This is a genomic window from Mesorhizobium sp. W016 (genome assembly GCF_054719485.1).
In genome coordinates, this window is sequence record NZ_JBTTIF010000002.1 from 5,349,525 (window position 1) to 5,374,252 (window position 24,728).

A 24,728-nucleotide genomic window follows, 5' to 3' on the forward strand; every position below is an offset into this window, starting at 1 on the left:
TGCGCTGACGCCCTATTGGACTGCCACACTTTGCAGTTCACTGCTGAATTTGGCTTCGAGAGTATCCCCCGGCAGCACAATCGCATCTTCGTCAACCAACAGCTTGCGCCATTCATTGCCGATCTTGCGCACGATGGTCACCTGGGCCCGTACCGTTTCGCCGGCAATCGGCAATGGCTGTGTGGATGCTCCGGTCGGCTGCAGCTTCTCGCTGGCGGCATGGAGCCTGGCGGTGACATCCGCCAGCCGGGCGTTGGTGTCCTTCAGATCCGTCAGCAGGCCAATCCTCCTTTGATTGTCGTTGCGTTCGTGCTGTCTGACAAAGTCCTCCTGCTGGCGCCGCGCCCTCATCAGCTCGACCGAGGTTTGAAGCGCGCCGCTTGAAGACAGAAGCAACGCGCGCCTGACATCCGCGAGCCGGGTGTTGGTCAGATTGCCTGCATCGAATGCCTTCGTCACTCGCGCCAAATCTTGCTCATCCGCCTTCACGCTCTCGCCCTCTACTCGTTCGCGTTTCTGCAAAACGTCAATCTGCTCGGCAGCGTCCGTCCGGCCCTTCTCCAGAAAATCCTGTTCCTGCCGGAAATCGCTCAGCGCAACCTTCAGCGCCTCTGCTTCAGCCTGTGCCATCGCGGCTACAACGCTCGGCGAAAGAGGTGATCCCTGTGGTGTCTTCTTGTCGAAATCCGCCTGGCCCTGAAGCTCGGCGCGAATGCGGGCAGCGTGAAGGTATTCTTTCGTGTAATCTCCCCAGAGCATTTCGTAATCGCGCTTGAGATCAACCGGATCAGGCCCGGCCTGGCCTGCCCGTGATCGCAAAAGACTGAAGCCGCCGGAAACGGCCAGCGCCTGCCGTATAGTCATGAGCGGACGGTAGGCCTGTTGTCCCGGGGTGAGCACATCGCCCGTTACATAGATCGGGCGATAGTCCGCTATGATCGCTGTGACATCGTCGGGCTCGACAGTAACTGTCTGCTCCCGCCCATCAGTCAGACGCACGTGAAAAATCTTGCTTGGCAAGACCTCTTGCATGCGCCTTTGCAGTTGGGACGCCGTCAGGCCTGCGACCATGATCATTCCAGCCTCCGGAAGGGCGATATTGCCATCCATCTGGACTACGGCGCGCTGCGTCCGATCAGGGATCGGCGCTATTCCTATCTCGACCGTATCGCCAGGTGAGAGTTGATAGGGCTCGACCTCGCCTGCGCAAGCCATCGAGGTTAGCGACATCATCACGACTGCGCCAAGAACGTATCGTCTACTGAAGGTCATTTGCGACAATCTCCTTCCGGTCGAACACCGGCTTCAAAGGCCATTCAACACGACTAACGAAATCATATACCGGGCCACCGGGCACGCCCCAGTTGCTGGACCAGACCACCTGGGAGCCGTCCGGAGACGGAGAGGCATGCGTCTCGCTCCAGTAGTCGAAGGGCGCGTTGTGCGTGTCTGCGACACGGCGGACCTCTCCACTGCCGTCTAGACGCAGAGCAATGACTTGCTGAGCGTAAGGCGCCCAATCCGGGTGCTGCGATAGTTCGGCTGGCGTGCCGCCATAACTCAGAAACACCCAGCCGGGCCTGCCGAGCGACCTGAGTGACGCATGCATGGCCTCGCCATATTTCATCAGCGAGGTAGCCTTGCCATCAGCCAAGCGGCGCTTGATCACCTGATATTTGTCAGGATCCGATTTGCTGATCCCGACATAGATTTCGCTTCCGTCGGAATTGACCGTCATGTCGCCATGGCCTGGTCGATGGTGCTCCATCCACTTCTGGCGCAATATGCCGTCTATGGAGAAGACGAAACTCGCTTCAATTCCGTCCGGTAATTGCTGGGAACACACTATGTTGATTCCGAGTGGTGAGATTGAGCAGGAGCCGGTTGTTCCCGGGAATTCGGCAAGATCGATATCGGGGAATTTCCGCCGTAGCTTTAGATCGTAGCCAAAGACCACCGCTCTGCCGTCATTGTTCGTTGCACGCACCGCAATCCGGCTGCCGTCGCGGCTCGGATTGCCTTTGTTGGGTCCAAATTTGAGGTTGGAGTACGCTGCGGAGGCAAACACGACGTCCTCATGATCGGTACGTGGGGCCCATGTCGCAATCTGCCGGCCCCCGACACAGATCATCAACTCGGGATCAGTGGGATGCCATTCGCATTCGGTCGCGCGGTTGCGGTGGAACAAAGGCAAGTAGGTTTGTCCGTCGAGAAAGCACAGGCCACCGCAGCCATTGGCGATCAGGAGCAGGCTCTGGTCGGCATTCCAAGCCTGTGCGCTTGAGTAACGGTGGGTGCAGTACTTCTTCCCGCATACACCCGCCCCGCCGAGAACGCCCGGTCTGGTGATCCGTGCGAAAACCATGCCAGACCAAGGATCCCTTGTTTCGGGCACATGGCCCGGCAGGTTGTCCACAACCGCGGTGGCCGCCGCCTCCGCTGCCTTGCTTTGACGGCCACCGGCAACGTAGATGTTGGGAGATATGGCACCGGCAGCCAGCAACAGCGCCAACGCATGACGGCCGCCCAGGGTCATGTCATGTAACCCACTTCGCGCCGTACCCGGCCTTCACTAAGGCGCTCGCGCCACCACGTGATTGTTCGCTCCAGCCCATCGCGCAGGCTGGTCTGTGTCCGCCATCCAGTCTCGCGTTCAAAGCGCGAGGAGTTGGCGAGCAAGGCGCGAACTTCGGAATTTTGCGGCCTCAGGCGCCTTTCATCACGACGGACCGGCTTCTTGCAATCGGTCAACTCAAGAACAATGGCCAATACGTCCGAGACGGTCGCAGCGCGTTGGCTGCCAGCGTTGTAGGCGTGGCCGAACTCGAGCTGGGCGAGACCTGCGGTCAGGAACGCTGTCGCGGTGTCTTCGACATAGGTCAGGTCGCGGATCGGGCTGGTATCGCCGACCATGATCGCAGGACATTTCGGGTCGAGGACTTGCCGGATAATGGTCGGCACGATGGCGCGCTCACTCTGGCGCGGGCCATACGTGTTGAAGGGTCGCATGATGACCACAGGGACATCGAACGACCTGGCGTAAGACTCCGCCATCATGTCAGCGCCGATTTTGGATGCCGAATATGGTGACTGTCCCTGCAGGGGGTGTGTTTCGCCGATCGGCATGGTTTGGGCAGTTCCATAGACCTCGCTCGTGGAGGTATGGATCACCCGCTCCGTCTCCCATAGGCGCGCCGCTTCGAGGACGTTCACCGTGCCCAGGATGTTGGTTTCCACATAGGACTGGGCAGCGGCGTAGGAATATGGAATCGCAATAAGCGCCGCCAGATGAAAAACCGCGGCTTGGCCGCGCATGATCCGGTTAAGGAACGCACTGTCGCGGACGTCACCACGGACGAGCCTCAACTGGCTGCGGATGGTGTCCGGCAGATCGTCTAGCCATCCATGGCTGTCGAAGGAATTGTAAAGGGCAAGGGCTGTGACATCTGCCCCGTTGCGAACAAGCGCCTCGGTGACATGCGAACCGATGAATCCGTCCGCGCCGGTCACCAGGACTTTCTTTCCATTGTAGCTCATCACTGCGCATTCCCTTGGCTGTTTGGAACGCTTCCCTTGGATATTCAAACGTCGATCGGCGGTACCGGAACCCAACCGACCACTGCCAGCACTCCCCGCACCATCCACGCGAGGTCGGAGACGATGGTGCGTCGCGGATAATATGAGAGGTCCAGTGTTGCCTTGGCGGGGAACATGACTTCCCGGTAGAACACGATCGGATCTACGGATTGGGGGAAGTAATGCGCTTCGTGCCGAAAAACGACCTGGGCTGGTCCCAGCAGGCCTGGCTTGTATTGCAGCACGGCCCTAAGCTCGCCCCGGAAACAATCGGCGAAAGCCAGGCTCTCGGGCCGTGGGCCGACGATCGCCATTTCGCCTTTGAGGACATTCCACAGCTGCGGTAGTTCGTCCAGCTTCGTCGCTGCGAGAAAGCGGCCAACGGTGGTCATGCGTGTATCGCCCACGACCGTCAGCGCAAGGCCTTGAGAGCCGCAGTTCACACCGAATTTGCGAAATTTGTACATGCGGAAGGTTCGGCCGCCGGCCCCGATGCGGGTCTGAGCGAACAAGATCGAGCCACCGCCCTCGAGCAGAAGCGCTCCGGCGATCAGCAGCATCAATGGCGCCAATGCGACGGTAGCGATGCCCGCCACCGCAAGATCGATTGCGCGTCTCGCAAAGCCGTGATCAGGATTTGGAACGAACATCCGGTGAAAGGCAGGGTCTAACGCATTCATGCAGCAGTTCCTCTTTGGGCGCCTGCTTTGAGCGCGCCTGTTTTGAGCGCGGCTGCCAGGGCAGCCACGACTGATTCGGCGGCGGCGGAAGTGATCTGGGGGTGCAGCGGAATTGTGAGCTCTCGCTCAGCGAAATCCTCTGTTCGGGGCAAACTCACGCCGGGAAAGCGCTCGCGGTAGAACGTCATTTGGTGCACCGGCGGGTAGTGGATGGTGGTCTGTATGCCCTGTGTCCGCAGCTCGTCGATGACATCCTGCCGGCTCGCGTAGCGCGGCAGGACGATCGGCATGATGTGGTAAGCCGACGTCCGGGGTTCGCTAAATGGAATGACAATGGCTGGGCAACGGTCCGCGATCAGGCGTCGGTACAAGACAGCTATGATACGCCTGATTTCGTTCCACTCTTGCAGGTTCTGCAACTGAACCAGCCCTATTGCCGCTCGCATCTCGTCCATTCGGTAGTTGAACCCGAGCATCGTGACATCATATTGCGGCGTACGACTGTTCAGCCGCTGATGCGTCCCCGTGGTCATTCCGTGCCCGCGGGCCAAGCGAACCCTGTCGAGCAGATCGGGGTCACGTGCGATCACGGCGCCCCCTTCGGCCGTTGTCATGTTCTTGTTGCCATAGAAGCTGAACGCGGCCGCGGCGCCGAATGTCCCGACTTCCCTAAGCCCGGGCGCGTGCGCAGCGTCCTCGATGATATGCAGCCCGCGAAGCCGGGCGAACCGCTGCCATTGTTCCCGATCGGGGAGATACCCGGCGAAGTGAACGAGAATGACCGCTTTCGTGCGCGTCGTGCACCGCGCTTCGGCTTCCGCAACCGAGATCAACGGCACGTCGACGGACTCGATATCGACGAAGACCGGCGTCGCCCCTACATACAGCACCGCATTCGCCGTCGCCACGAACGTCAGCGAAGGAACCAGTACTTCGTCGCCAGGGCCGATGCCCAAAGCATGGAGGAGAAGATGGAGCGCTGCGGTGCAGGAACCAACCGCAACGCAATCTCGCGCGCCATGCATGCCGGCAAAGGCCTGTTCGAACTCTCGTACCCTGTCCCCCATCGTAAGCCAGCCGCTATCAATCACCTGCGACAGGGCTGCCTTCTCTGGCACGCCTAGGATCGGGGCGCTCACCAAGAGCATTTTGACCTCCTGAAAGCCTTGTTAGTGGCTAGACCTCTGCATCAGACTTTCATGCGGCTGCAGCGGCAGCCGCGACCTCGATTGAGGACGACTGATCTTCCCAGGCAATTGCCTGTGCATTCTGGAAGTCATCGACACGACCGATGTCGAGCCAAAGACCGTCATGCTTGTAAACATGCACGGTCGTGCCGCCCTGCATCATCTGCAGCATCAGGTCATCGAACCCAAATGGGATCCCGGACGGAATGAACCGCAGGACATCTGGGTTCATGCAGTAAATCCCCATGCTGACGAGATGGGAAAGCGTCGGCTTTTCCCGGAAGAGCTGGACGGTATTGTCGATCTCGTCGATGACCCCGAAGTCCATCTTGATATGACGGCACGCCGTGGCAATCGTAACGGGATCCCTATGCAAGCGGTGCGCGGCTACAAACCGGCTCAGGCTTAGATCTGTGAGGACATCGCCGTTCAGAACGACAAATGTTTCGTTCAGTTCATCCCTAATCAGAGAGAGAGGTCCGACGGTGCCGAGTGGCTCCATTTCCTGGGTATATTTGATCTTCAAGTTCCATTGCGATCCGTCGCCGCAGACGCTACGGATCAAATGTCCTAGATACCCTGTCGTAATATATACCTCTTCAATGCCGTTGCGCCGCAGCCACTTCAAAAGCAACTCAAGAACAGGCCGGGCCCCTATCGGCATTAATGGTTTCGGCAGGACCGATGTAAACGGTCGAAGGCGCGTACCCATCCCACCACATTGAATCACCGCTTTCATTCGATCCTCCTGATCTGCAGTTGGCTTTGTTCGGGATCGGTGTTCCATTGTCCGGCCAGGGCACCCCCTCAAATCCGGCCAAACCTCGGCGGCAATCCGAACATCATATGCGAAAAGGTATGTGACAGCCGGGGCGGCTGTCGTCGTGCATTCGAATGGTAGGGATTCAAAACGTTCAAGGTATTAGATGGCCACGAGATCAACAGCCTACAGAAGCGCGATTGGGCACTGATCATGACGCCGATAAAACGAAAGCAGTTGCTTTCAAGAAAGCTGCGATCCGCCAGGGCCGGACCGGCCTACAGGTCCGGCGACAGCGGGTGGCGACATAACAGATGCCACATGATTACGATGGTCCTGAACAGCTGGCTTGGACCCAGAGATGGGAAACCGGCATCGTTTTGCGGACAGGCACCGCACGCCAGGGTTAAAAATCTATGGATGAGCTTCGCAATTTAGTATTATATTAGACGTTCTGGATGTGCGTGGATGGGACGCTGCGGACATCACTGTGATGCGTTGACCAGTGGATGGCCGCCATTTTAGGACCACCACGGATTGTCGATCATAGGCGAATGGGAGGTTCCAGCGGGTTTTCTCGTCGGGAACCGAGTAACGCGTTGGGGTAGTTGCATGGCTCGGATCGTCATTGCCGACGATCACGGCTTATATCGGCGTGGTCTCCGGCTGGCACTCATGGCTGGAATTCCAAGCGCCGAAATATTCGAAGCTTCGTGTTTCGATGCCGCGGTCAATCTTTTAGAGGAGCAGGCGTCCATCGATCTTGCGATCCTCGATCTGAACATGCCTGGGCTGTTCCATCAGGAAGTGCTCAGCGACTTTATGGCTGCCTATCCTGACACTCGCTTTGCGATCGTTTCCGGGGATGATTCCCGCTCGGAGATACTGACCGCGCTTTCGATCGGACTTCACGGGTATATCGTCAAATCGCAGAGCGACGAAGAAGTCGTGCTGGCTGTAAACGAAATCCTCGCTGGCCGGATCTATGTGCCATCTCTCCTATCTCGAACGTCTGCCGACCAGAGATCGCATGCCCCCCCACCTCCGGTTCAAAATGCCAGCCGCCGGCACGAGGGCTCGGGCGACGTCGCTAGGCTGACGTCTAGACAGAAGGACGTCCTCAAGCTGATGGCAGAGGGGTACTCGAATAAGGAGATTGCCCGCAATCTGGACATTGCCGAGGCGACAACGAAAATCCATGCCGCAGCCGTGCTGCGTGAGCTTGGGGTTAGAAACCGTACCGAAGCAGCTGTGTTGCTCCAAAGCTGGCTTACGAGACAGGCGAGTTGACGCATGCCCCTCGAACCGGCCCGAGTTTGCTTGCAGGAAATCGCAGCAAAGGGCCCACACCATCGGGTAATTGGTCGGCTTCGACTTGGAGGGGCTCTATTGCAGTCCAAATTCCTCAATTTCTTTGCGCGATACACGCAGCGAATATCGAAGGCCATCTTCGGTTATTTCCATATTCGGGGAATGCCCGACAAGCGGCGTGCTGTCCACACCGATTATCAGTGACCCGAACCCGCGGCGTACGACTTTTGAACTCTTCCGTCGGCCCGATTCCACCCAATCGAACACGAGGTCGTCGCCTTCGTCCTCGGATGCAAATCGCCACTTAACTTCGACCTTGCCATTCGGGTCACCCAGCGCACCATGTTTCACCGAGTTTGTCGTCAACTCGTGAAGGATCATCGCCAAGCCCTCGGCGGCGCCGCTTGGCACAGTGAGGGAAGGTCCACTGATCGTAATGTCGCGTGTCTCCTTGAAGGGCTGCAATTCCCGGTCCACGAGTTCATGGAGCATCCCTGACAGGTTGGCATGACGAGAAAGGATGCGATGGGTCGCCTCCAGTGTTCGAATCCAATCGATCAACATCTCCTTGTATTTGGCAACATCATTGTCGGGAGTATCGATCATGTTGACCAGAGCTCTAATCACTGGAAACACATTGCTGAACCGATGGCGCTCTTCGCGCATTATGCGCTCGCGTCTCTTTACGGCGGCGCGAAGCAAAGTTGTTTGTCGACGTTCGGTCAGATCCGCCGCCACCCCGATGCGCATTTTGCGGTCGCCGTGCTCTTCCTGCCGTCCACGCAATGCAATCCAGCGTGTGTGACCATCCACTTGCCGGACGCGAATCTCGACGTCAAAGTTCAATGCCGATGAAGGCTTTGCCGAGGCGGACAACTTCGGCCAGTCGACGGGATGGATTACGGCCGAGAGTTCTTCCAAGCGGCGGACTGGGGCCGGAGGCAGACCAAGGATGTCCCAGAACTTGCCGGAGCCGGCGACTGTCCCATCCTCAATGTCTATTTGCCATGTGCCCAGGCGCCCGGCAGATACGGCGAGATCGAGCCATTCCTTCTGAGCCCGAAGGGCCTCGCGTGCCGCTTGTCGCTCGGAAATATCGTCAACCACCACGAATACGCTCTCATTTGGCGCCTCGTCCGGCCGCGACGAAGACAGGGCCAGGTGAGCCCAAAATGCCGTGCCATCCTTGCGCAAAACGCGGATATCCGTCGCCGACGCGGTCCCATTGCCCAAATCTTGCAAAAGCTTCCGCACAGTACCTCGATCGTCGGGGAAAATGAGTTCCTCCAGCTCCAGTTGGGCAAGTTCCTTGTGCGCGTAGCCGGTCATCTCCAAAAGCCGTCTGTTCGACTGCAGCAGTTCGCCATGGCGATTGGTATTAGCAAAGCCCAAGGCGGCAGCATCGATGGCAGCGAGCCTCGCTTCTGCCACCCTGAGCGCGCCGTGCAGATCTTGTCGCAGGCGGTGGAACACGGTTGCGATCAGGCTACCCGAACCCAGAAGGAAGACGGCCCCGGTCCAGTCTCGACCAGTGAGGTGACCGTCCAACAGGTGTCGCATCCACAAGCCGGCGACCGCCATCAGAAGCGTTGCTGCGATGGCAACAAAACGGCCCTCAAGATACACGATGACAACGGTTATGGGGATAAACGCAACAAGCGGCAACGGCTGGCCGCCATATACCGTACTTATCGCCTCGAATGCTATCGATGCTGCAAACACCAAAAGCGAAGCTAGATGAGCCCACGTAGTGCTCGACACATTCGATTTGAGCCAGCGCAGGTCCGAACCCATGCGCAAAGACTACAACTTTCGGTCTAGTCCGTCGAGACTAGGCCGAAGGGGTGGCACCTAATCCCAATGCCCGATTGCCATGACTTTGCCGGCGAATAAAATCATGGTGTCAGGAGCGCTCTTCAGAAAGATATATCCAAGAGACGCTGCGGAAAAACCATTCGCAGATTTCTCGCAGTATGTGGAAATTCAAGTTGAAGCAGCAACTTCATCAGATTTGATTTGCGTCAGTAGCAATGGGTTGGGTGGAAGCGATGACACTGATTGAAACGCGAAACGATGCGCTTGCAGGCAGGCAATACATTGTATTGAACGATACCCGCCACGAAAGGCCGATAAGCCTTGTGGACCGACCGGACGCAAGGGTCGGCGGATCTCGACGACGCAGCCTGGAATCCATCACCGGCATGCTTGATCGTATGGGTTGCGGCTATCTCGTCCTGGACCGAGACAAGAAAGTAATAGAATGGAACGCTGCCGCTCGGGACACCCTCGCACGCCAGGGCGAAGCAACTGATACAGCCGTCGAGCTTGCTGCCGGGTTGAGGCGGCTGGTCGCGAATGTTCCGGTCCACCTCCAGCCGGGCTCACTCTCATGGGTAGTGATCCACAGCAGAGGCGACAGGCCGGTGACCATGAACGAGACGGGCGTCGTTACACCGGACGGGACAACCGTCGTCGCATTGCTGGACCGGGATAACAAATCGGCGGCCAACCCTCGCACGTTGCAAAGGATGTTCGGTTTGACCAGCGCGGAAACGCAGTTGGCGCTACGCCTCGCCCATGGCGACGCGCCCCTGGAGATCGCCCGTAGCTGGCATCTCAGTCGCACGACTATTCGCTCTCAGCTCGCCTCGCTGTTCGCCAAGACCGACACGAGGCGTCAGGCGGAACTAGTGGCTCTTTTGGGGCGCATTTCGGTTTTGCCATGAGAAATCGACTGCTGTCTGCATCCGCTTTGATTTTGATTCAGACAGCGGCGGCCCGCATTGAGCGCGCTGTCGCGTAGATCACAAGGCCGGCGGCGCCATTTCCGATCGTTCAGGCGCTGCCGAGATAGCGCGGAACGCGGAACCTGGAAACGGGAGTGACTTGCCATGGCCGAGGCAGATTCGAAGGTCAACAAGCTGGCGGATATCGTTCACGCGCTGCAGGATGGTGCTGCGTCGAACCTTACGCACACGGGGCCGATCATCGTCACGGGCGCCGCTGGGTTCATCGGATTTCATGTTGCGTCACGCCTTTTGCGGCTCGGCGCCGAGGTCATCGGCGTCGACAACTTCACGCCTTACTACGACCTGAAGCTGAAGGAGGCGCGATTTACACGGCTCTGCGCCGAGCCGAGGTTCACGCCGATGCGCTTCGACCTGGCGGACCGGTCGCTGGTGAAAGCGCTGTTCTGCGAATTCCAGCCATCGCACTTCGTGCATCTGGCCGCCCAGGCCGGGGTACGTCATTCGCTCGTGGACCCGCATGCCTATGTGGAGTCAAACATAGTCGCGTTTCTCAACGTTCTGGAGGGCTGCCGACACGCCGGCGTCAGCCATCTCGTTTATGCCTCGTCGAGCTCCGTATATGGTGCCAATCGACGCATACCCTTTTCCGAGCATCATGGTGCCAATCATCCGGTGAGCTTCTACGCCGCCACCAAGGCCGCCAACGAGTGCATGGCGCATTCCTACAGCCATCTGTTCGGCTTGCCCGCAACCGGACTGCGCTTCTTCACCGTCTATGGTCCCTGGGGCAGGCCCGACATGGCTGTCTATACTTTCACCCATGCCATCGCCGAGGGCCGAACGATCGAAATCGCCAATGCCGGGCGCGTATGGCGGGATTTCACCTATATCGACGACATCGTAGAGGGGGTTGTTCGCGTGCTCGCCAAACCACCGTGTCAGGATCCCGATTGGGACGGTCGCGCTGCCGATCCTGCCACCAGCTCGGCGCCGTATCGGCTCTACAATATCGGCAATGATCGGCCTGAAGAAATCAACCATCTGATCGCGCTCATCGAGACGGCCCTTGGCCGCCGCGCCCTTCGCGTCAACGTACCTTTACCACAAGGTGACGTCCTGGAAACCCGCGCCGATGTCAGGGACCTCCGCCGCGCCGTTGGCTTCGCACCGGCGACAACACTGGAGGACGGCGTGCAACGTTTCGTGGAATGGTATCGGGAATTCCATGCATGCCCCGTCGGACAGGTGCGACCAACCGGCCTTACGGCAACGGCATAGTGAGCACAACAGCGGCATTTCCTTGGTGTGGCAGGGTCGCGGCTCGCCTTCAATCTGTCTTGGGATACGCCGGCAATGGAAGGGACCCAAGCTGCCGTCCTGTGCCGTGCCCGACCCCCAAAAGGCGCCGCGCATAGCGGGTGAGCGGCTTCTCGAACAGACGGTGGATGATAAATGCCACGCCCAGGGTGATCGCCAAGGCGGAACCGATGAAGGCCCACGGGCCGAGCACAAAGATCAAGCCTGTACGCCAGAACAATATGCGCATGGCGCGGATCACGAATGGATGCATGAGGTAAAGAGCGTATGACGCATCGCCAACGCCAGCGGCCCACCTCGCCGCCAGGCTGTCATGCCTCAGTTTACCCGGGGGTGCCAAGGCAGCACTCCAAACAATTAGAGACGCCGGAATGCCATACACAACAGAGCGACCAAAGCCGGCCGAGATATCAGGAAACGCCGCCGCAAGCATCAGGGCACCCAGTCCCGTTGCGGCGACACAGGCCCTGATTGGGCCGGAAGGCCGCAGGCCCGAGGCGCACATGACCCCGATCATCGCGCCGAAAGCGAATTCGAGGATGATCGGATTGGTCCAGAAACCCCAAGGCTCTGGCAAAGGAGCCGCAAGAGCGCCCAAGAGCACCATCCCAACCAGGATCGTGAGCAGGACCGTAACTGCCCACCGCATGGGCAGCACGATCGTCGCCGTGAACAGCACGTAAAACAGCATCTCATAATTGAGCGTCCAACCCAACTCGTAGACCGGCTGAACGACGCCGTCAGGGCGACTGGCCGGAACGAATAAGTAGGATTCGACTACAAACCTGAAATCGACGTAGCTCTGGTTGAGAAGATTTGGGGCGGCCACCGCTACCGCAATGTAGAGCGAGGTGAGCGCCCAATATAGCGGGACAATTCGCGCGATCCGGCGGGAAATGAAGAGACGCGCGCCCCCGGGCTTTGCGAACAGCTGTCGCGACGTATGCACCATGATAAGGCCGGAAATCACGAAGAAAATATCGACTCCAGCGCTCCATGGTATCGGATTCCAGCTCTGAAAGGTGCGGCCGGCCTGTAATTCCAGGGTGGCCGCATCATGCTGGGCGTGTCGCAGCGCGACCGAACTAGCCGCGAGGGCGCGCAGGACCTGAACTTGGGTGAGGGTTTCGCGTTGGCTGCGCTCGACAGGCGTCGATCTCTCCGAGCGACGGCGCACTGCAGGCGCCGAGGCGCTCGCCATTCGGGCTTGTTCCATGGATGCTCCGCAGATTGTGAGCACACCCTGGGGCGCCTCCGAAACTGATGCATCCTTCAAATGACGGACACAGCCCGCGAAGTATCGGCTGCCCGCGCGGGTGTCCGGAACAGAGATACGCCGAAGCGTCTGTGCAGCCCTATGGCCTTTGTGCGATCCGGGCTTCGTGACTTCCTGCCCGAACGACGGCAATCACCGTAGCCAAAACAGTGCTCTCATTTGCTCGCCCTCAAGAACCAATGCCATTGACGGGCATCGACCGCGCTCGGCCTGATCGACAGCAAGGCAAAAACCAAGCCTGGCATGATTTTCAGTCGCTTGCGGATATAGACGGCCATGGCAATGCTCCAGATGCTCAGTGCAAGTGCCACACCCACCGCAGCGCCAAGCAGGCCGTACACCGCAACTCCGGCTGCACAGGCAATTATATTGGCCACAGCACCCGCTATCATCGTCGTTGCCGCAGCCCATTCATTTCCAGTCATGGTCAGGAGATTCTGTTGGGGCCCGCACAGCGCGACAAAGACATATCCCAAAATCAGAACCCGTGCGATCGGCGCTCCCGCGCTATAACCCTCACCGAAATAGCTCAAGAACGGCTCGACGATCACCATCATCGGGACGGCCACCAGGATGGCACCGCCAGCAGAAAGCAGGGTTGCGCGCGCGAACAGCTGTTGTAGGCCTCTGCGATCGCCTCTGACGTAGAGATCGGCTGCTGTTGGCGAAAACATGGTTGCCACGGCGATACGGGACAGGCCCACGAGCATCGCGACATTCAAGGCCAGCGCGAAAATACCCGCTTCAGCAATATGGCTTGTCCAGCCCAAAACCAGGACTCCTGCCCGACTGACGAAAACATCGAGCCCGGTGATGAGCATGAGCGGGGGGACGGCAAGCCACCATTCCCTCGAGGCATAACTTGGCTTGGCGTGTCCCAGGTCGGGTGGTTCAAACCTCCTCGCGATGATGAACACCAGCGCCGCTGTGAAAGCGGAACTCACAAGCACCGCCATCGTCACCGAGGGCGCATCCACTGTTCGAAATCCCGACAATGCCAGGAGCGCTACCAACACGAGCAGGAGTCCGTCTCGCATGATGCGCTCCGGCAACAACGCCGAGACAACGCCGCCGAAAGCACGCACGAGCGTGGCTCCGAGAGCATAGGCCGTAACCAAGGGCACAGCCATCATGCCGAGCACGATGCTTGTCTCAAGCCCTCTTTCCGTTGGATCTGAAAGGAACAGGACGGACGCAGCGCCGATCATCCCGAACAAGGTTGCCGCTATCAGCGATCTCTGCAGCGCAAATCTTATCACCCCGCGGGCTAGATCAAGCCTGCCACTGGCCCTATAGGCCGGGAGGAAACGCAACAATGATACATTAAAGCCAAGCGTTGCCAGATAGGCGAGCACTGACGTCCAAGCCTGAACGTAGGAATAGATACCGTAGTTGTGAGGTCCGATAAGGCGTGCAATTGCCAACTGTGCAAGACTGGTCAAACCAGCGCCACCAATATAGATCAACAAGGCGAATATGCTTGCCCAAGCCAGCCGCGAGCCCATGTCCTTGTTGCGCGGCGGTGCGGTTGCTGAACCAGTTACATCTGCGCGATGAGCCGTCAACTCAATTTGCTTTTCGCCGACCGACCTATCGAAGCGCGACAATGCAGAAAGTATTTGTCTCTCAATCCGACAAATACTTTTAAAGGTCGATGGACCATCGGTGTTTTCGACGGAGATGATTTCCCGGCCAGATGTTGTCAGGAGGTCATGCATCGCTTCAAAAACGGCGAATGAGCGCATGTTAACGCTCAAGTCGGCCTCGAAAATCCGTTCCGCCGGCGGCTCAAGCTCCATCCGCCGACGAAGGCGACTTTCCACGACCGCAGCTGGCACCAAGAGCCTGACGGTGAGATCGGCCGCCGGTGCGAGGCTGAGCGCCTTTTCCAGCGCTCTGGGGTTGGTGCTCCCATTAAACATCGCAAGCGAACCAATCGCTTGAACATATCCTTGATCGAAAATTATAATTTCGGGCGATTGCTCCGCAGACTTCCAGCAACGCGAAAGGTGCAGGATGTATCGCCAGATTCGCGCGCGCCATATTCGGTTTTTTGGCGGTATCATCCTCACTATTGCAAAGGAATTGGAAATATCATCGGCTCGCCCTGCCGAAAAAAGCAGTATTCTGGCTGTTGAAAACATCGCCGATACGATCCGTGATATGAACAGAAAGATTCCGAGATCATATTTGGCGGCCCTGGTGCTTGGCTTGTAGCTGAGAGCGACCTTGGCGTGATAGCCTTTCCCGCGCAGCTGCTGCGCAAGCGCATGTGCGAAGGTTGTTTTGCCGGATCCTGGAGGTCCGAAAAATTCAATGATCATCGTGTAGCTGGCTCGATTTAGGGGCTCGATCGCTCCCTGGAGCTTCTGTTGAAGATCGCACACGCATCTTCAAACCCTCTCCAACAGAAGATCGGCGTTGTCTCCGAGCCTGGAGCCGGCTAGCCTCTTCAGGTTCACCCGGGTGAGCACACTCCCTACTGGAACGGTGGCGGATCCGCCGGCTCCTATTGCATCCAGAGCACCACGGGCAATGCTGCGCCTCGTCCTTGCCCAGCGAACGGCAAAAAGCACCGAATCGGCCCAGCGCTTAAGCAGCCTGGTTTCAGGCCCCCCGAGGCCCAGGGGACCGTTCATGATGACCACGTCGTAGGCCGAACGCAGCTCCTCGGTGAACTGGCATTTGTCGACGGTGGACAGAAGCGTCAGGAGATCATCGGAAGGTGCTGGAGCGGCCATGAGGTCGATACCGATTTCCGGCATCCTCGTAATTGCATCCTTCAGCACGCAACGTTCATTCACATAGTCGCCGAAGGAGTTCCGGGCCTTGTCGGTGCTGAATTCACCACGAAACCCGTTCGTGAGCCGTACATCCTTGCGATCGAGATCGAGGAAAAGCACTCTTCCTCCCAGCCGCGTTGCCGCCAGCGCCAGGCTCCATGCCAACTCGGTCTTGGCATCGTCCTGGATGCTGGACGTCACGAGAATGATATGCGGCGGCTGCCCCTTCCCCTGAGTTGGCGCCGCAGTGACGAGCAGCGAAGTCACGGCGCGGCTGAACGGCAAGTTCTGCTGGCTCAGAACCAGATGCCGCAGCTTTCTGGCATTAAGTCCCGCAACCCTGGGAAGCAGTCCTACGCACGGGACCCCAAGCTCGGCCTCGGCTTCGGCTTCACTGCGCAAGGTTTGGTTGAAACCGTTGCGGACCAGGACAATGACCGCCCCCATGAGACCAAAGACGACCATGCCGGGGGGAATCAGGAAAATCGGCGACAATGTCACGGGGGTCGACGGCGGCCAGGCGGTCGAAAGGACCGCTACGCCTGGCGAAGGAGCGGCGATGCGACGTATCAGATCCTGCTGCCGGCTCAGGAGTTCGTTGTAATGCTGCGTCACGATGGCTACCCTAGGCTCAAGGGAACGCAGCCCCGAAAGTTGGCTCGCCGTGTCGGCCACGGCCGCGTCGAGCATCGCCTTGCGACTTTCAAGAGCCGTAGCCTGGGACCGGTAGACATTTGCCTCGGCAGCGATTCGGGCAACGCTTTGCTCCATTTCGCGGGCGATCGCGTTGCGCAGATCGCCGTCGGCGGCGGCACCCGACTGGCGTGTCACCAGGTCCGTCAACACGGGCGACCCGATTTCTTCAGCGATGGCCGTGACCGGGGCGCCCGCCTTGCGCAGGTCCTCAATACGGCGAAGGCGCGCTTCCGACGCGGAAAGACTGGCTTTCGATAGGAATATCTGCCGGCCGAGTTCCGCTGTCTCACTGGCTGCGTTGTTGGCCGCAGTCTGATCGACGGCGCCATGCGTGAGCCGGTATGTCTCCAGCCGATCTGTCGCTTCGACAAGATCCCTTTGTACTTGCGGAAGGCTGGCGACTATCGAATCCAGATTAACCTGATCCGATGCCCGGCTTTTTTGTACCAGATCTTGAATGTAGACTTGGGCAAACGTGTTCGCGACAAGTGCCGCACGCGCCGGACTTGGATCGGTGAAGCCGATGGTGATGACGCGTGATCGCAGCTCTTGTCCGACCCTCATTCCGTTGCGTAGCGCCTTCAGTTCGGGCGCGTCCGCTGCGTCCGGATTTTCCGCCACCGTGTTATCCTGTCTCCAGGCCCTGCTCAGGAGATCGATGAGGAACGAGCCAGCCGCGGGCGGGACGGCATTGACGACGGTCTTTCCGTTACCGTCGACTGGTTGGGCTTTGCGGAGTGCTGCCAGGACCCGACGCAGGTGGCCTTGCGAGGAGAGCATCGTCAGATGATCATCGATGTTCGATTCCAGCGAGTCCTGGGCGGATGCCACGCCGCCCGAAGCACTGCTGCTCGGGGCATCGATAATGACCTGGGTCGTTGCCTCGAACAGCACCGGGCGGGTGAAGCCTGCCAGTCCGGCCAGGATGCCGCCCAGAAGGGCCATGGCAAGCAAGAACCATTTTCGCGTCGTCAGGATGATGACGAGCTGGTGGAAGGGTGACGATTGCGTTGGCTCGCGTGGCGGCCGCATCAAGCGCAGATTGGTTTCAAGTGTCCCAACTTCCATCTGCTTGGCGCGCGGACGCCGGGCGCGGTTGGCTATGGAACCTTCCATCTCAATCCCCTGTCAGTTCGATATGGTAAGAAGGGTGCGTGGCGACCGTCGATGGCCGCATGGCTTCGTTGCGCCACGCCTGAAACATGAGCACCGGCCACAGGTCGCGGAAATTATCTTGGCTTCCATGCAGATGATTGCGCCAGCATGCGTCGACCTTCTCACGGTCGATGACCCCGTCCCCGGAGCGGCCGATCGTGGCAATGATATCGGTTGCCCAGCCGCGCAAGGGCCCTTTCAACCAAGTCCCGACCGGAACGTCGAAACCTTGCTTGGGCCGGTCGACCAGTCGGCGTGGTACATAACGATCAAGCAGTCGGCGAAGCAACCATTTGCCCTTCCCGTTTCGGACTTTGGCGCGGGCTGGCAAGCGCCAGGCGAATTCAACGACGCGATGGTCCAGGATCGGGCATCGCCCCTCGAGGCTGTTGGCCATGGTGGCTCGATCGAGCTTCACCAAAATGTCGCCCGGTAGATAGCCTGTCATGTCGGCGAATAGGAGACGCGAGAGCAGGCCGTCGAGCTTTGTGGTGTCGGTAGGTGCTGTCGACGGCTTGCGATGAACAAGGTCGTTGGCTGAAGATTTTGTCAGTTGCAGAAAGAGTTCGTCCTCATCTCGCGCCGCGAGCAGGCGGGCAAGGCGAGCCAGGCGGTCACCGCGCAAGCCATGCCGCATATTCGCCGAAAGCGGCAGATTGCCGAAGATATCTTTCTGAGAGGCTTGGGCCAGCAACCCAGCCCCCGATGCCAACAGCCGGCGAAATGACAATGGCAGCTCATGCTGCTTTGTGAGGCGGGTTGCCAGGAAGTGTCGAGAATAGCCTGCGAAGCACTCGTCGCCGCCATCGCCTGAAAGCGCCACGGTTACGTGTTGCCGCGCGAGGCGCGACACCAGCAGCGTCGGTATCTGCGATTCATCGGCAAACGGCTCGTCCCAAATCCGGGGCAGCTCCGGAATGACCTCAAGCGCGGCAGCCGGCGAGAGATGAAGTTCCGTATGATCGGTGCCCAGATGCCGAGCAACCGCGGCCGCATGGGGAGCTTCATCAAACCCACCTTCCCCGAACGCTATGGTGAACGTCCGAACGGGGTTTCGGGACTGTGCCTGCATCAGGGCGACGACAGTCGAGCTGTCGATCCCGCCCGACAGAAAGGCGCCCAGCGGCACATCTGCAATCATTCGTTCCTTGACGGCCAGGCGGAGCAGGCTGTCGAGCTCGGTTGCGAGGTCCTCGTCGCTGGCAGCTATCGGATCGCGCTGTCCCTTGCAGGCGACATCGGCCAGCGACCACCAAGGGTGAATGCGATGCGCAAGCGAACCGGTGCCTCGGGCGTTGGCGAATTGCGCCGCAGTGACCGACAGGACTGATCCAGGCGGCAGCTTGAACACGCCTTGCCAAATGCAACGGTCATCCGGCACCCAGCCTTTGGAAATCATTGTCGTCGCCGCATCGACATCGAGTTCCGGGGTGAAGCCTGGGAAGCGAGTGATCGCCTTCAACTCCGAGGCGAAGACGAGCGCATCACGTGTCAGGGCGATATAAAGTGGCTTCTTCCCCATTCGGTCGCGGGCAAGCTGAAGCGTTCGGTTCTTCAGGTCCCACAGCCCAAAAGCAAACATGCCAGCGAAGCGCGCGAGGGCTGCATCAAGGCCCCAGCTTTCGATCGCGCACAGCATGACCTCCGTGTCGCTGGCGCCGCGGAAATGATGGCCCGCCCCTTCCAGTTCACGGCGCAGATCGCGAAAATTGTATATCTCGCCATTGAAGGTGATGACATACCGACCGCTCGCGGAGAGCATTGGCTGGCGACCCGCTTCGGACAGGTCGACGATGGCCAGTCGCCGGTGGCCGAAGGCTACCCCCCCTTCACGGCTCACCCAGAAGGCCTCACCGTCAGGTCCGCGATGACGAAGCGCCGTCGCCATCGGTCCGATGGCCCTGAGCGCACTTGCGTTGGCTGCATCGGGCGCCAACAAAATTCCGGCGATCCCACACATTCTAGCATCTCCTCTGGCGAACAATCGCAGGGATCGCTTCCGGCGTCCCAGCGGCAAGGCAGAGGGTCAGACAGAACCACACGATCGGATGGCGGATGACCAAATGCGGAGCACTGAAAACGGCGATCGATGCCACGAGCGCCACCAGAGCGTCCAGCTTCGCCCGCCAGGCGGACAACGCAGCCGAGCCGAAGATCCACATCAGGGCTAGAACCGAAATCAGGCCGCCCTGAGTGTAGAGATCCAGGATGGTGCTGTGCGCCTCGAAGGGCCGCGGCAAAAACTGTTGATTGACCACGGGCGGACTATCTAGGTGCGGGCCCGGACCCAGTCCAAGCGATCCCGATCGTGCCCCCTTCTCCAAGGCTGCATTCCAGAGGTAGAGGCGAAGCGCCGCGGTTTGGGCAGTCGCTTCCCCGCCCTTGTCTTTGGTCAGGCTCTTGGCGAAGTCTTCGGCGCTGGAGGCCTCGCTGAGGGCATAGGGCGCTATAGACAGGGCCAGCGGCAGGAAGCCAACGGCCATCAAGACGGCAAGCTGCCTTGAAAGGCTCGCCTTATTGCCGTCGCTCGTCAGCCAGGCCCGGACCCGCAGCCCGAGAAGGATCAGACAAGCCAGGACCGTGGTATAAAGGTAGGTATCGCTTTTTGTCAGCCTTCCGACGTAAACGGTGAATATGAGGCTGCATAGGGCAAGGCATCTTCCCCATTTATTGCTGGTGGTTGTGGCAAGATGCAAGGCCAGTGGACCGAGCAGGGCGCAGTAGAGCGCAAGCTGGTTCGGATTGTCGGACCATCCGCAGAAGCGGTCCCAGTACCAGGGCTCGACCCCAGCCTGATGGAGCCAGCCGAAGCCAAGCCCTACCTGAATGATGAAGCCCGCATTCGCGATAGCAACCATCCACCAGGCGATACGACGCAAACGGAAAGACGCGTTGGGCTCCGCAGCGGCCAGACAGGTGACGCACGCCAACAGCACATAGGCCAGCGTGTCGTGCAACAACGGATCCAGGAACAACGTGGTTGTCAGAAAACCGATGATGTAACCCACGCCCATGGCAAGCGCCAGGATCAGCCAGAAAAGCCCAAGCTTGGCCAGGGCCGGCGTAACCTCCAGTTGGCCGCCAGCAAGGATTCGCGTCATCGACAGCATTATCCAGAGCGTGAGGCATAGTTCGCTGTAGCCGAAGGGCAGCCCTGGGATGCTGAGTTGCGCCGCGTAGGACATCGCGACGCCGAAGGCCAGAAGCGCATCACGCATCATTGCCGCGCCTCGCCCAGTCGATGGGGGCTCGGCACCGCCTCTTCCCTCGGATTCGCCTGCGCAGCTTGAACAAGCCTGCTGCGATATCTGCCACCCAGGATTGTCTTGTACAGGTCGCAATACTGGTCGATCACCCACGACAGCGAGAACCGCTCCCGCACGAATCCGACGGAACGGCTGCCCATCGTCTTGCCACGGGCGGGGTCGGAAAGAAGATCGACTATCCGGGAGGCCAGGCCATCCGCATCGCGCGGCGCCACGAGATAGCCGTTCCAGCCATCCTCAACCACATCGTTGCAGCCCGGCATATTCGAGGCGACGATCGGCAATCCGGACAATCCCGCCTCCAGCAGGACACGCGGAATTCCCTCGCGATATTGCGTCGGAAACGCAAAGATATCCGCCATGCCAAGGAGGGCTGGAATGTCGCGCCTTGGCCCCAATGCGACAACGTGGGGAACATGGCGCTCGATATCGGCTCTGCTGACGGCAAACGGACCTTCGGAGTCTTGCGGGCCGACAAGTACGAAACGCGCGTTGGGCCTCTCGCGGATAACGCGAGGAACCGCCTCGATGAGGGTTGGAATCCCCTTCTGCCGCGTGAGCCGACCGACAAATATTATGACCTGGGCCGATTGTAGGCCAAGTTCCTCGCGCATCGTGGCAGCCGAAGGACCACGATACCTTGCCATCGAGAATGCATCGGGGTCGATGCCAGAACTCCGGATCAGTCGCCCTTTGCCGCGAGCCACCAGCCGATAGCGCTCGAAGAAGGCCTGATCATCACTATTCTGGAAGACGGTCATGGCTGTCCAACGAGACGCCACCCCCTGAAGGCCGCAAAAGAAAGGACGCAATGCCAGGGCCCGCGGCTCCCGCGACGAGAATGTCCAACCAAGCCCGTTGATGGTGCGAACGACGGGAACGTGCCCGCGCACCGCCAGTGGAGTTAGGATATTGGGCTTGGTGTCGAAACTTTGAATGATGTCCGGACGCAGTTCGGACATCAGTTCACGGATCGCGCTGACAGCACCCCATTCTGCACCGCCGCTGCCAAAGCGGTCGAACCCAAATCGGCGATGGGCAATGCCGTGGGGTGAGAAGGCGGCTCCGAGATCACTCGAAACGGCAGTGACTTGAAAACCCCTTTCGCGAAGCGCCAAAAGAAACGGGATTCTTAGTCTATGATCCTCGCCTCCAACGCAAACCAGATGCGGACTCATCCTGTCGCTCCTGGATGCGATACCAATCGCTTAAAACAGCTGACCCTATCCGCGGTTTCCATGGCCGGTTTCATCGCCCCTGAACACACAACAGCCAGTCCCACGCTAGGAGCAGGCTTTCGTGCTGTCCTCGTCTGTTTGCATGAAGCAAGCTGATCAACGATGCGGCAATGCAGCCACAATCGCTGTCACCTCGGTCAGTGAGTTGGATTCATCCGGTCTGACGGTGCAAGGACGGCACCTTCGCGTACGACACGGCGGGCCGGATATAAAAAAGGGCTGTGTTCGAAAGGTCCGCGCGCCGCGTTCAAAGCAACTTCCGCCCGCCTTCTCACGCCGGATCAACATCGCGCCCAGATGGTGTGATGACTCGCACCGCCAGTTCTCCCGAGCGCTTCGTCTGGAACAGGCTTTCACCCGGTGTCTGGATATGGTCGGACCACCAGCCGCCTCTTCCCGCGGATGGGCGACCGCGTTGCCATGCTCGCCGTCATTCGGACCGGCACGCCCGCCTTTCCGTTGAACCCGGTGGGATCCAGTTCAGTGCCTCTCCGCAATTGCCAGCGGCGCGCGCCTCGCATGACCTTGTGGAGTACTGCCTTGCTCATTTTGGCGCCGAGGCTTTTCACGAGGAGCATTGAGCGGCTGCAATGGGAGGGCTTCGCCAGGACGCGATTCCTTTGCGGTCTGAGCTCGAAGAAATCCTGCGGGAGCGCGCATTTGGGCGGTGGCTCAACCGAAGCGCGCATTGGCCGATTACCGCCACTGCAAACGCACAAGGCGCTCCGGCAGACGTCGCTGCAATGCTTTCGTTGCAGGCTTGAGCACCCCATACTTGGATCATCTACATACCTCTGAGGCAAGCGTAGCATCGAGGCTGTTGTGTTTTTCGGACGCTGATCAAAGATTCTATCAAGGGGCGCCGGTATTTGATTTGTCGCTAATGGATCCTTTCCCTAGGCAGGTGTGGGGCGCCTACCGAATTGGACGAAGGGTATGTCAATGACAACACTCCATTACGCCTCGGGCGGGTCGGCCTCCGAGGTCGCGAAAGCCGGATTCAATCTTGTTGATGTATCTTCCTTGGACCAGCTCAACGCCTTGCCGGCCGGCCAGAAAGGCCTGGTGTGGCTCAATGAAGCCGATGGTGCAACCTCCTCCTTTATCCAGAAGGTCACGCCCTTCATCGGCAATCCGAAAGTGTTTGGCTTCTTCCTAGTCGATGAGCCGGACCCGACCGGCAAATGGGGAACTTATGCCACCGCCGCTGATCTGAAGGCGGAGTCAGACTGGATCCACAGCCACCTGCCCGGCGCCAAGACCTTCATAACCATGATGAACATGGGGTCTTCCGCTAACCCCGACTTTTCAAACACATTCAATCCTGCCAACACGCATATCGACTATTACGGCTTGGATCCCTACCCGGTACGGACCGGAACAAGCACGATTGATTACAACATGATCGACAGGACTGTGGCGGCGGCCGTCGCCTCGGGCATCCCGCTCAGTCAGGTCGTTCCCGTGTATCAGACCTTCGGCGGCGGCGACTGGACGACCGACACGGGCGGTCGCTATGTCCTGCCCAGCGTTGCTCAGGAAAAGACCATGTTGGACCACTGGGCCAAGGTAGCGCCTTCGCCGGCCTTCGACTATGCCTATGCTTGGGGTTCTCAACAGGGCGACACGGCGCTTGAGAGCTCGCCGACGCTGCAGGCTCTGTTCCTTCAACACAACCAGAGCACCGCAAGCGGTCCTTCGGCCAGCGAACCGACGCCGCCGCCTACCAGCACAGTGCCTCCGCCCACAAGTGTCCCTCCGACCAGCACCGGCGATCACATTTTCTACGGCACGGGTAGCGCGGATGTGCTTCGCGGCACCGCTGGCGCGGACACGATGATGGGCCGCGGCTACAACGACACCTACTATGTCAACAACGCCGGCGACAAGGTGGTGGAACTGCGGCACAGCGGCAACGATAGCGTGCTGGCATCGGTCAGCTACGCGCTGTCGGCCGGCTCGCAGGTCGAGCATCTTGCGACCACCAGCAAATTGGGAACTGCCGCCATCAAGCTCACGGGAAACGAATTCGCCCAAACCATTGATGGCAATTCCGGGAGCAACACTATCAACGGCGGTGGCGGGAGAGACGTTCTGACGGGACATGGCGGCAACGACGTCTTTGTCTTCGATTCGGCTCTCAAGGTCGGCAATATCGACAAGGTCACCGATTTCAAAGTGGGCCACGACAAGATCCAACTCGACCACACCGTGTTTGCCGGCCTGCATACAGGCGCCCTTCCCCCTTCGGCGTTTTACGCCGGCAGGGCCGCGCACGACAGCGGCGATCACATCGTCTATAACAGCACGACCGGCGCGCTTTCCTTTGACAGCGACGGCTCGGGCGGCGCACATCAGATCCAATTTGCCACTCTATCGCCACACTTGGCTCTGACGGCGTCCTCGTTCATCGTGACGTGACCGCGGGAACGTCAGCCTGAGCAAGATGGTCTGACGTTCTTGAATATGGCTGACGGAACCAAGAAGCCCCGCCGAGCTTGTACTTGGTATGAGCGCGCGCGGCATCGAATTCCTGCAGAAATGGGTAGAGGATAAGATCCCACTCTACACCAAGGCCGATCCGGCTCTTGCGGCGAAACTTGCGGACCAAGCAACGGCGGATGCCATCAGAGCGGGAATCCGCCCCGAGGAAATCTCTGAGGAAGTCGGAAGCATGTTGACGACCATGCTCGAAGTGCTCGATCAGCACGATTCGACATGATTGCGCGCTTG

Annotated in this window: 18 protein-coding genes; 5 read left to right on the forward strand and 13 right to left on the reverse strand. The window is 59.3% G+C overall.

Features of this window, described 5'->3' with window-relative positions; translation table 11 throughout:
* Positions 1-12 precede the first annotated feature (12 nt).
* Genes ACYG9V_RS26280 through ACYG9V_RS26305 form a run of 6 tightly spaced genes read right to left on the reverse strand, consistent with a single transcriptional unit; the run spans position 13 to position 6,182 of the window.
* A complete protein-coding gene (locus ACYG9V_RS26280) occupies positions 13-1,272 on the reverse strand; it encodes a polysaccharide biosynthesis/export family protein (RefSeq protein ID WP_460222035.1) in 1,260 nt (419 codons plus the stop codon).
* Positions 1,259-2,536, reverse strand: coding sequence for a hypothetical protein (locus ACYG9V_RS26285; RefSeq protein WP_460222036.1), 1,278 nt, complete (start codon positions 2,534-2,536; stop codon positions 1,259-1,261). The genes ACYG9V_RS26280 and ACYG9V_RS26285 overlap by 14 nt, the downstream gene beginning before the upstream one ends.
* Entirely contained in the window at positions 2,533-3,537 is a 1,005-nt protein-coding gene (locus ACYG9V_RS26290; protein ID WP_460222037.1) for an SDR family NAD(P)-dependent oxidoreductase, read from the reverse strand. The genes ACYG9V_RS26285 and ACYG9V_RS26290 overlap by 4 nt, the downstream gene beginning before the upstream one ends.
* Before the next feature lie 44 nt (positions 3,538-3,581).
* Positions 3,582-4,256, reverse strand: coding sequence for a sugar transferase (locus ACYG9V_RS26295; protein ID WP_023681043.1), 675 nt, complete (start codon positions 4,254-4,256; stop codon positions 3,582-3,584).
* Positions 4,253-5,404 (reverse strand): DegT/DnrJ/EryC1/StrS family aminotransferase, encoded by a 1,152-nt coding sequence (locus ACYG9V_RS26300; RefSeq protein WP_023681042.1) that lies wholly within the window; start codon positions 5,402-5,404, stop codon positions 4,253-4,255. The genes ACYG9V_RS26295 and ACYG9V_RS26300 overlap by 4 nt, the downstream gene beginning before the upstream one ends.
* 49 nt (positions 5,405-5,453) lie before the next feature.
* Positions 5,454-6,182 carry a nucleotidyltransferase family protein gene (locus ACYG9V_RS26305; RefSeq protein ID WP_023681041.1) on the reverse strand — a complete coding sequence of 243 codons (729 nt, stop codon included), beginning with the start codon at positions 6,180-6,182 and terminating at the stop codon, positions 5,454-5,456.
* Positions 6,183-6,815: 633 nt separating this feature from the next.
* Between ACYG9V_RS26305 and ACYG9V_RS26310 the strand changes: the two genes are divergently transcribed.
* Positions 6,816-7,493 (forward strand): LuxR C-terminal-related transcriptional regulator, encoded by a 678-nt coding sequence (locus tag ACYG9V_RS26310; protein WP_023681040.1) that lies wholly within the window; start codon positions 6,816-6,818, stop codon positions 7,491-7,493.
* 96 nt (positions 7,494-7,589) lie between these two features.
* Here ACYG9V_RS26310 and ACYG9V_RS26315 read toward each other — a convergent pair whose 3' ends face one another.
* Entirely contained in the window at positions 7,590-9,308 is a 1,719-nt protein-coding gene (locus tag ACYG9V_RS26315) for a sensor histidine kinase (protein WP_023689782.1), read from the reverse strand.
* A gap of 254 nt (positions 9,309-9,562) precedes the next feature.
* Between ACYG9V_RS26315 and ACYG9V_RS26320 the strand changes: the two genes are divergently transcribed.
* Positions 9,563-10,240, forward strand: coding sequence for a helix-turn-helix transcriptional regulator (locus ACYG9V_RS26320; RefSeq protein WP_023689781.1), 678 nt, complete (start codon positions 9,563-9,565; stop codon positions 10,238-10,240).
* Between the two features lie 165 nt (positions 10,241-10,405).
* On the forward strand, positions 10,406-11,542 hold the full coding sequence (locus tag ACYG9V_RS26325) for an NAD-dependent epimerase/dehydratase family protein (RefSeq protein WP_023830092.1): 1,137 nt from the start codon (positions 10,406-10,408) through the stop codon (positions 11,540-11,542).
* Between the two features lie 49 nt (positions 11,543-11,591).
* On the opposite strand, the gene ACYG9V_RS26330 is transcribed toward ACYG9V_RS26325, so the two are convergent.
* From ACYG9V_RS26330 to ACYG9V_RS26355, 6 genes are all read right to left on the reverse strand, one after another.
* The gene (locus tag ACYG9V_RS26330) at positions 11,592-12,797 is read right to left on the reverse strand and encodes an acyltransferase family protein (RefSeq protein WP_081731098.1); all 1,206 of its coding nucleotides are present in this window, start codon (positions 12,795-12,797) and stop codon (positions 11,592-11,594) included.
* A gap of 215 nt (positions 12,798-13,012) precedes the next feature.
* Entirely contained in the window at positions 13,013-15,181 is a 2,169-nt protein-coding gene (locus tag ACYG9V_RS26335) for a polysaccharide biosynthesis C-terminal domain-containing protein (RefSeq protein WP_352765551.1), read from the reverse strand.
* 69 nt (positions 15,182-15,250) lie between these two features.
* On the reverse strand, positions 15,251-17,452 hold the full coding sequence (locus tag ACYG9V_RS26340) for a GumC family protein (protein ID WP_023830094.1): 2,202 nt from the start codon (positions 17,450-17,452) through the stop codon (positions 15,251-15,253).
* Between the two features lies 1 nt (position 17,453).
* Positions 17,454-19,451 (reverse strand): asparagine synthase (glutamine-hydrolyzing), encoded by a 1,998-nt coding sequence (gene asnB, locus ACYG9V_RS26345; RefSeq protein WP_352765553.1) that lies wholly within the window; start codon positions 19,449-19,451, stop codon positions 17,454-17,456.
* Between the two features lies 1 nt (position 19,452).
* The gene (locus ACYG9V_RS26350; RefSeq protein WP_023681031.1) at positions 19,453-20,712 is read right to left on the reverse strand and encodes an O-antigen ligase family protein; all 1,260 of its coding nucleotides are present in this window, start codon (positions 20,710-20,712) and stop codon (positions 19,453-19,455) included.
* Positions 20,709-21,935: a glycosyltransferase family 4 protein gene (locus tag ACYG9V_RS26355; protein ID WP_023834090.1), complete on the reverse strand. Its 1,227-nt coding sequence runs from the start codon at positions 21,933-21,935 to the stop codon at positions 20,709-20,711. Before ACYG9V_RS26355 ends, ACYG9V_RS26350 begins: the two co-directional genes overlap by 4 nt.
* Before the next feature lie 1,002 nt (positions 21,936-22,937).
* Between ACYG9V_RS26355 and ACYG9V_RS26360 the strand changes: the two genes are divergently transcribed.
* On the forward strand, positions 22,938-24,416 hold the full coding sequence (locus tag ACYG9V_RS26360; protein WP_023670890.1) for a M10 family metallopeptidase C-terminal domain-containing protein: 1,479 nt from the start codon (positions 22,938-22,940) through the stop codon (positions 24,414-24,416).
* Between the two features lie 88 nt (positions 24,417-24,504).
* Positions 24,505-24,717, forward strand: coding sequence for a DUF768 domain-containing protein (locus ACYG9V_RS26365; protein WP_023670889.1), 213 nt, complete (start codon positions 24,505-24,507; stop codon positions 24,715-24,717).
* Positions 24,718-24,728: the final 11 nt, after the last annotated feature.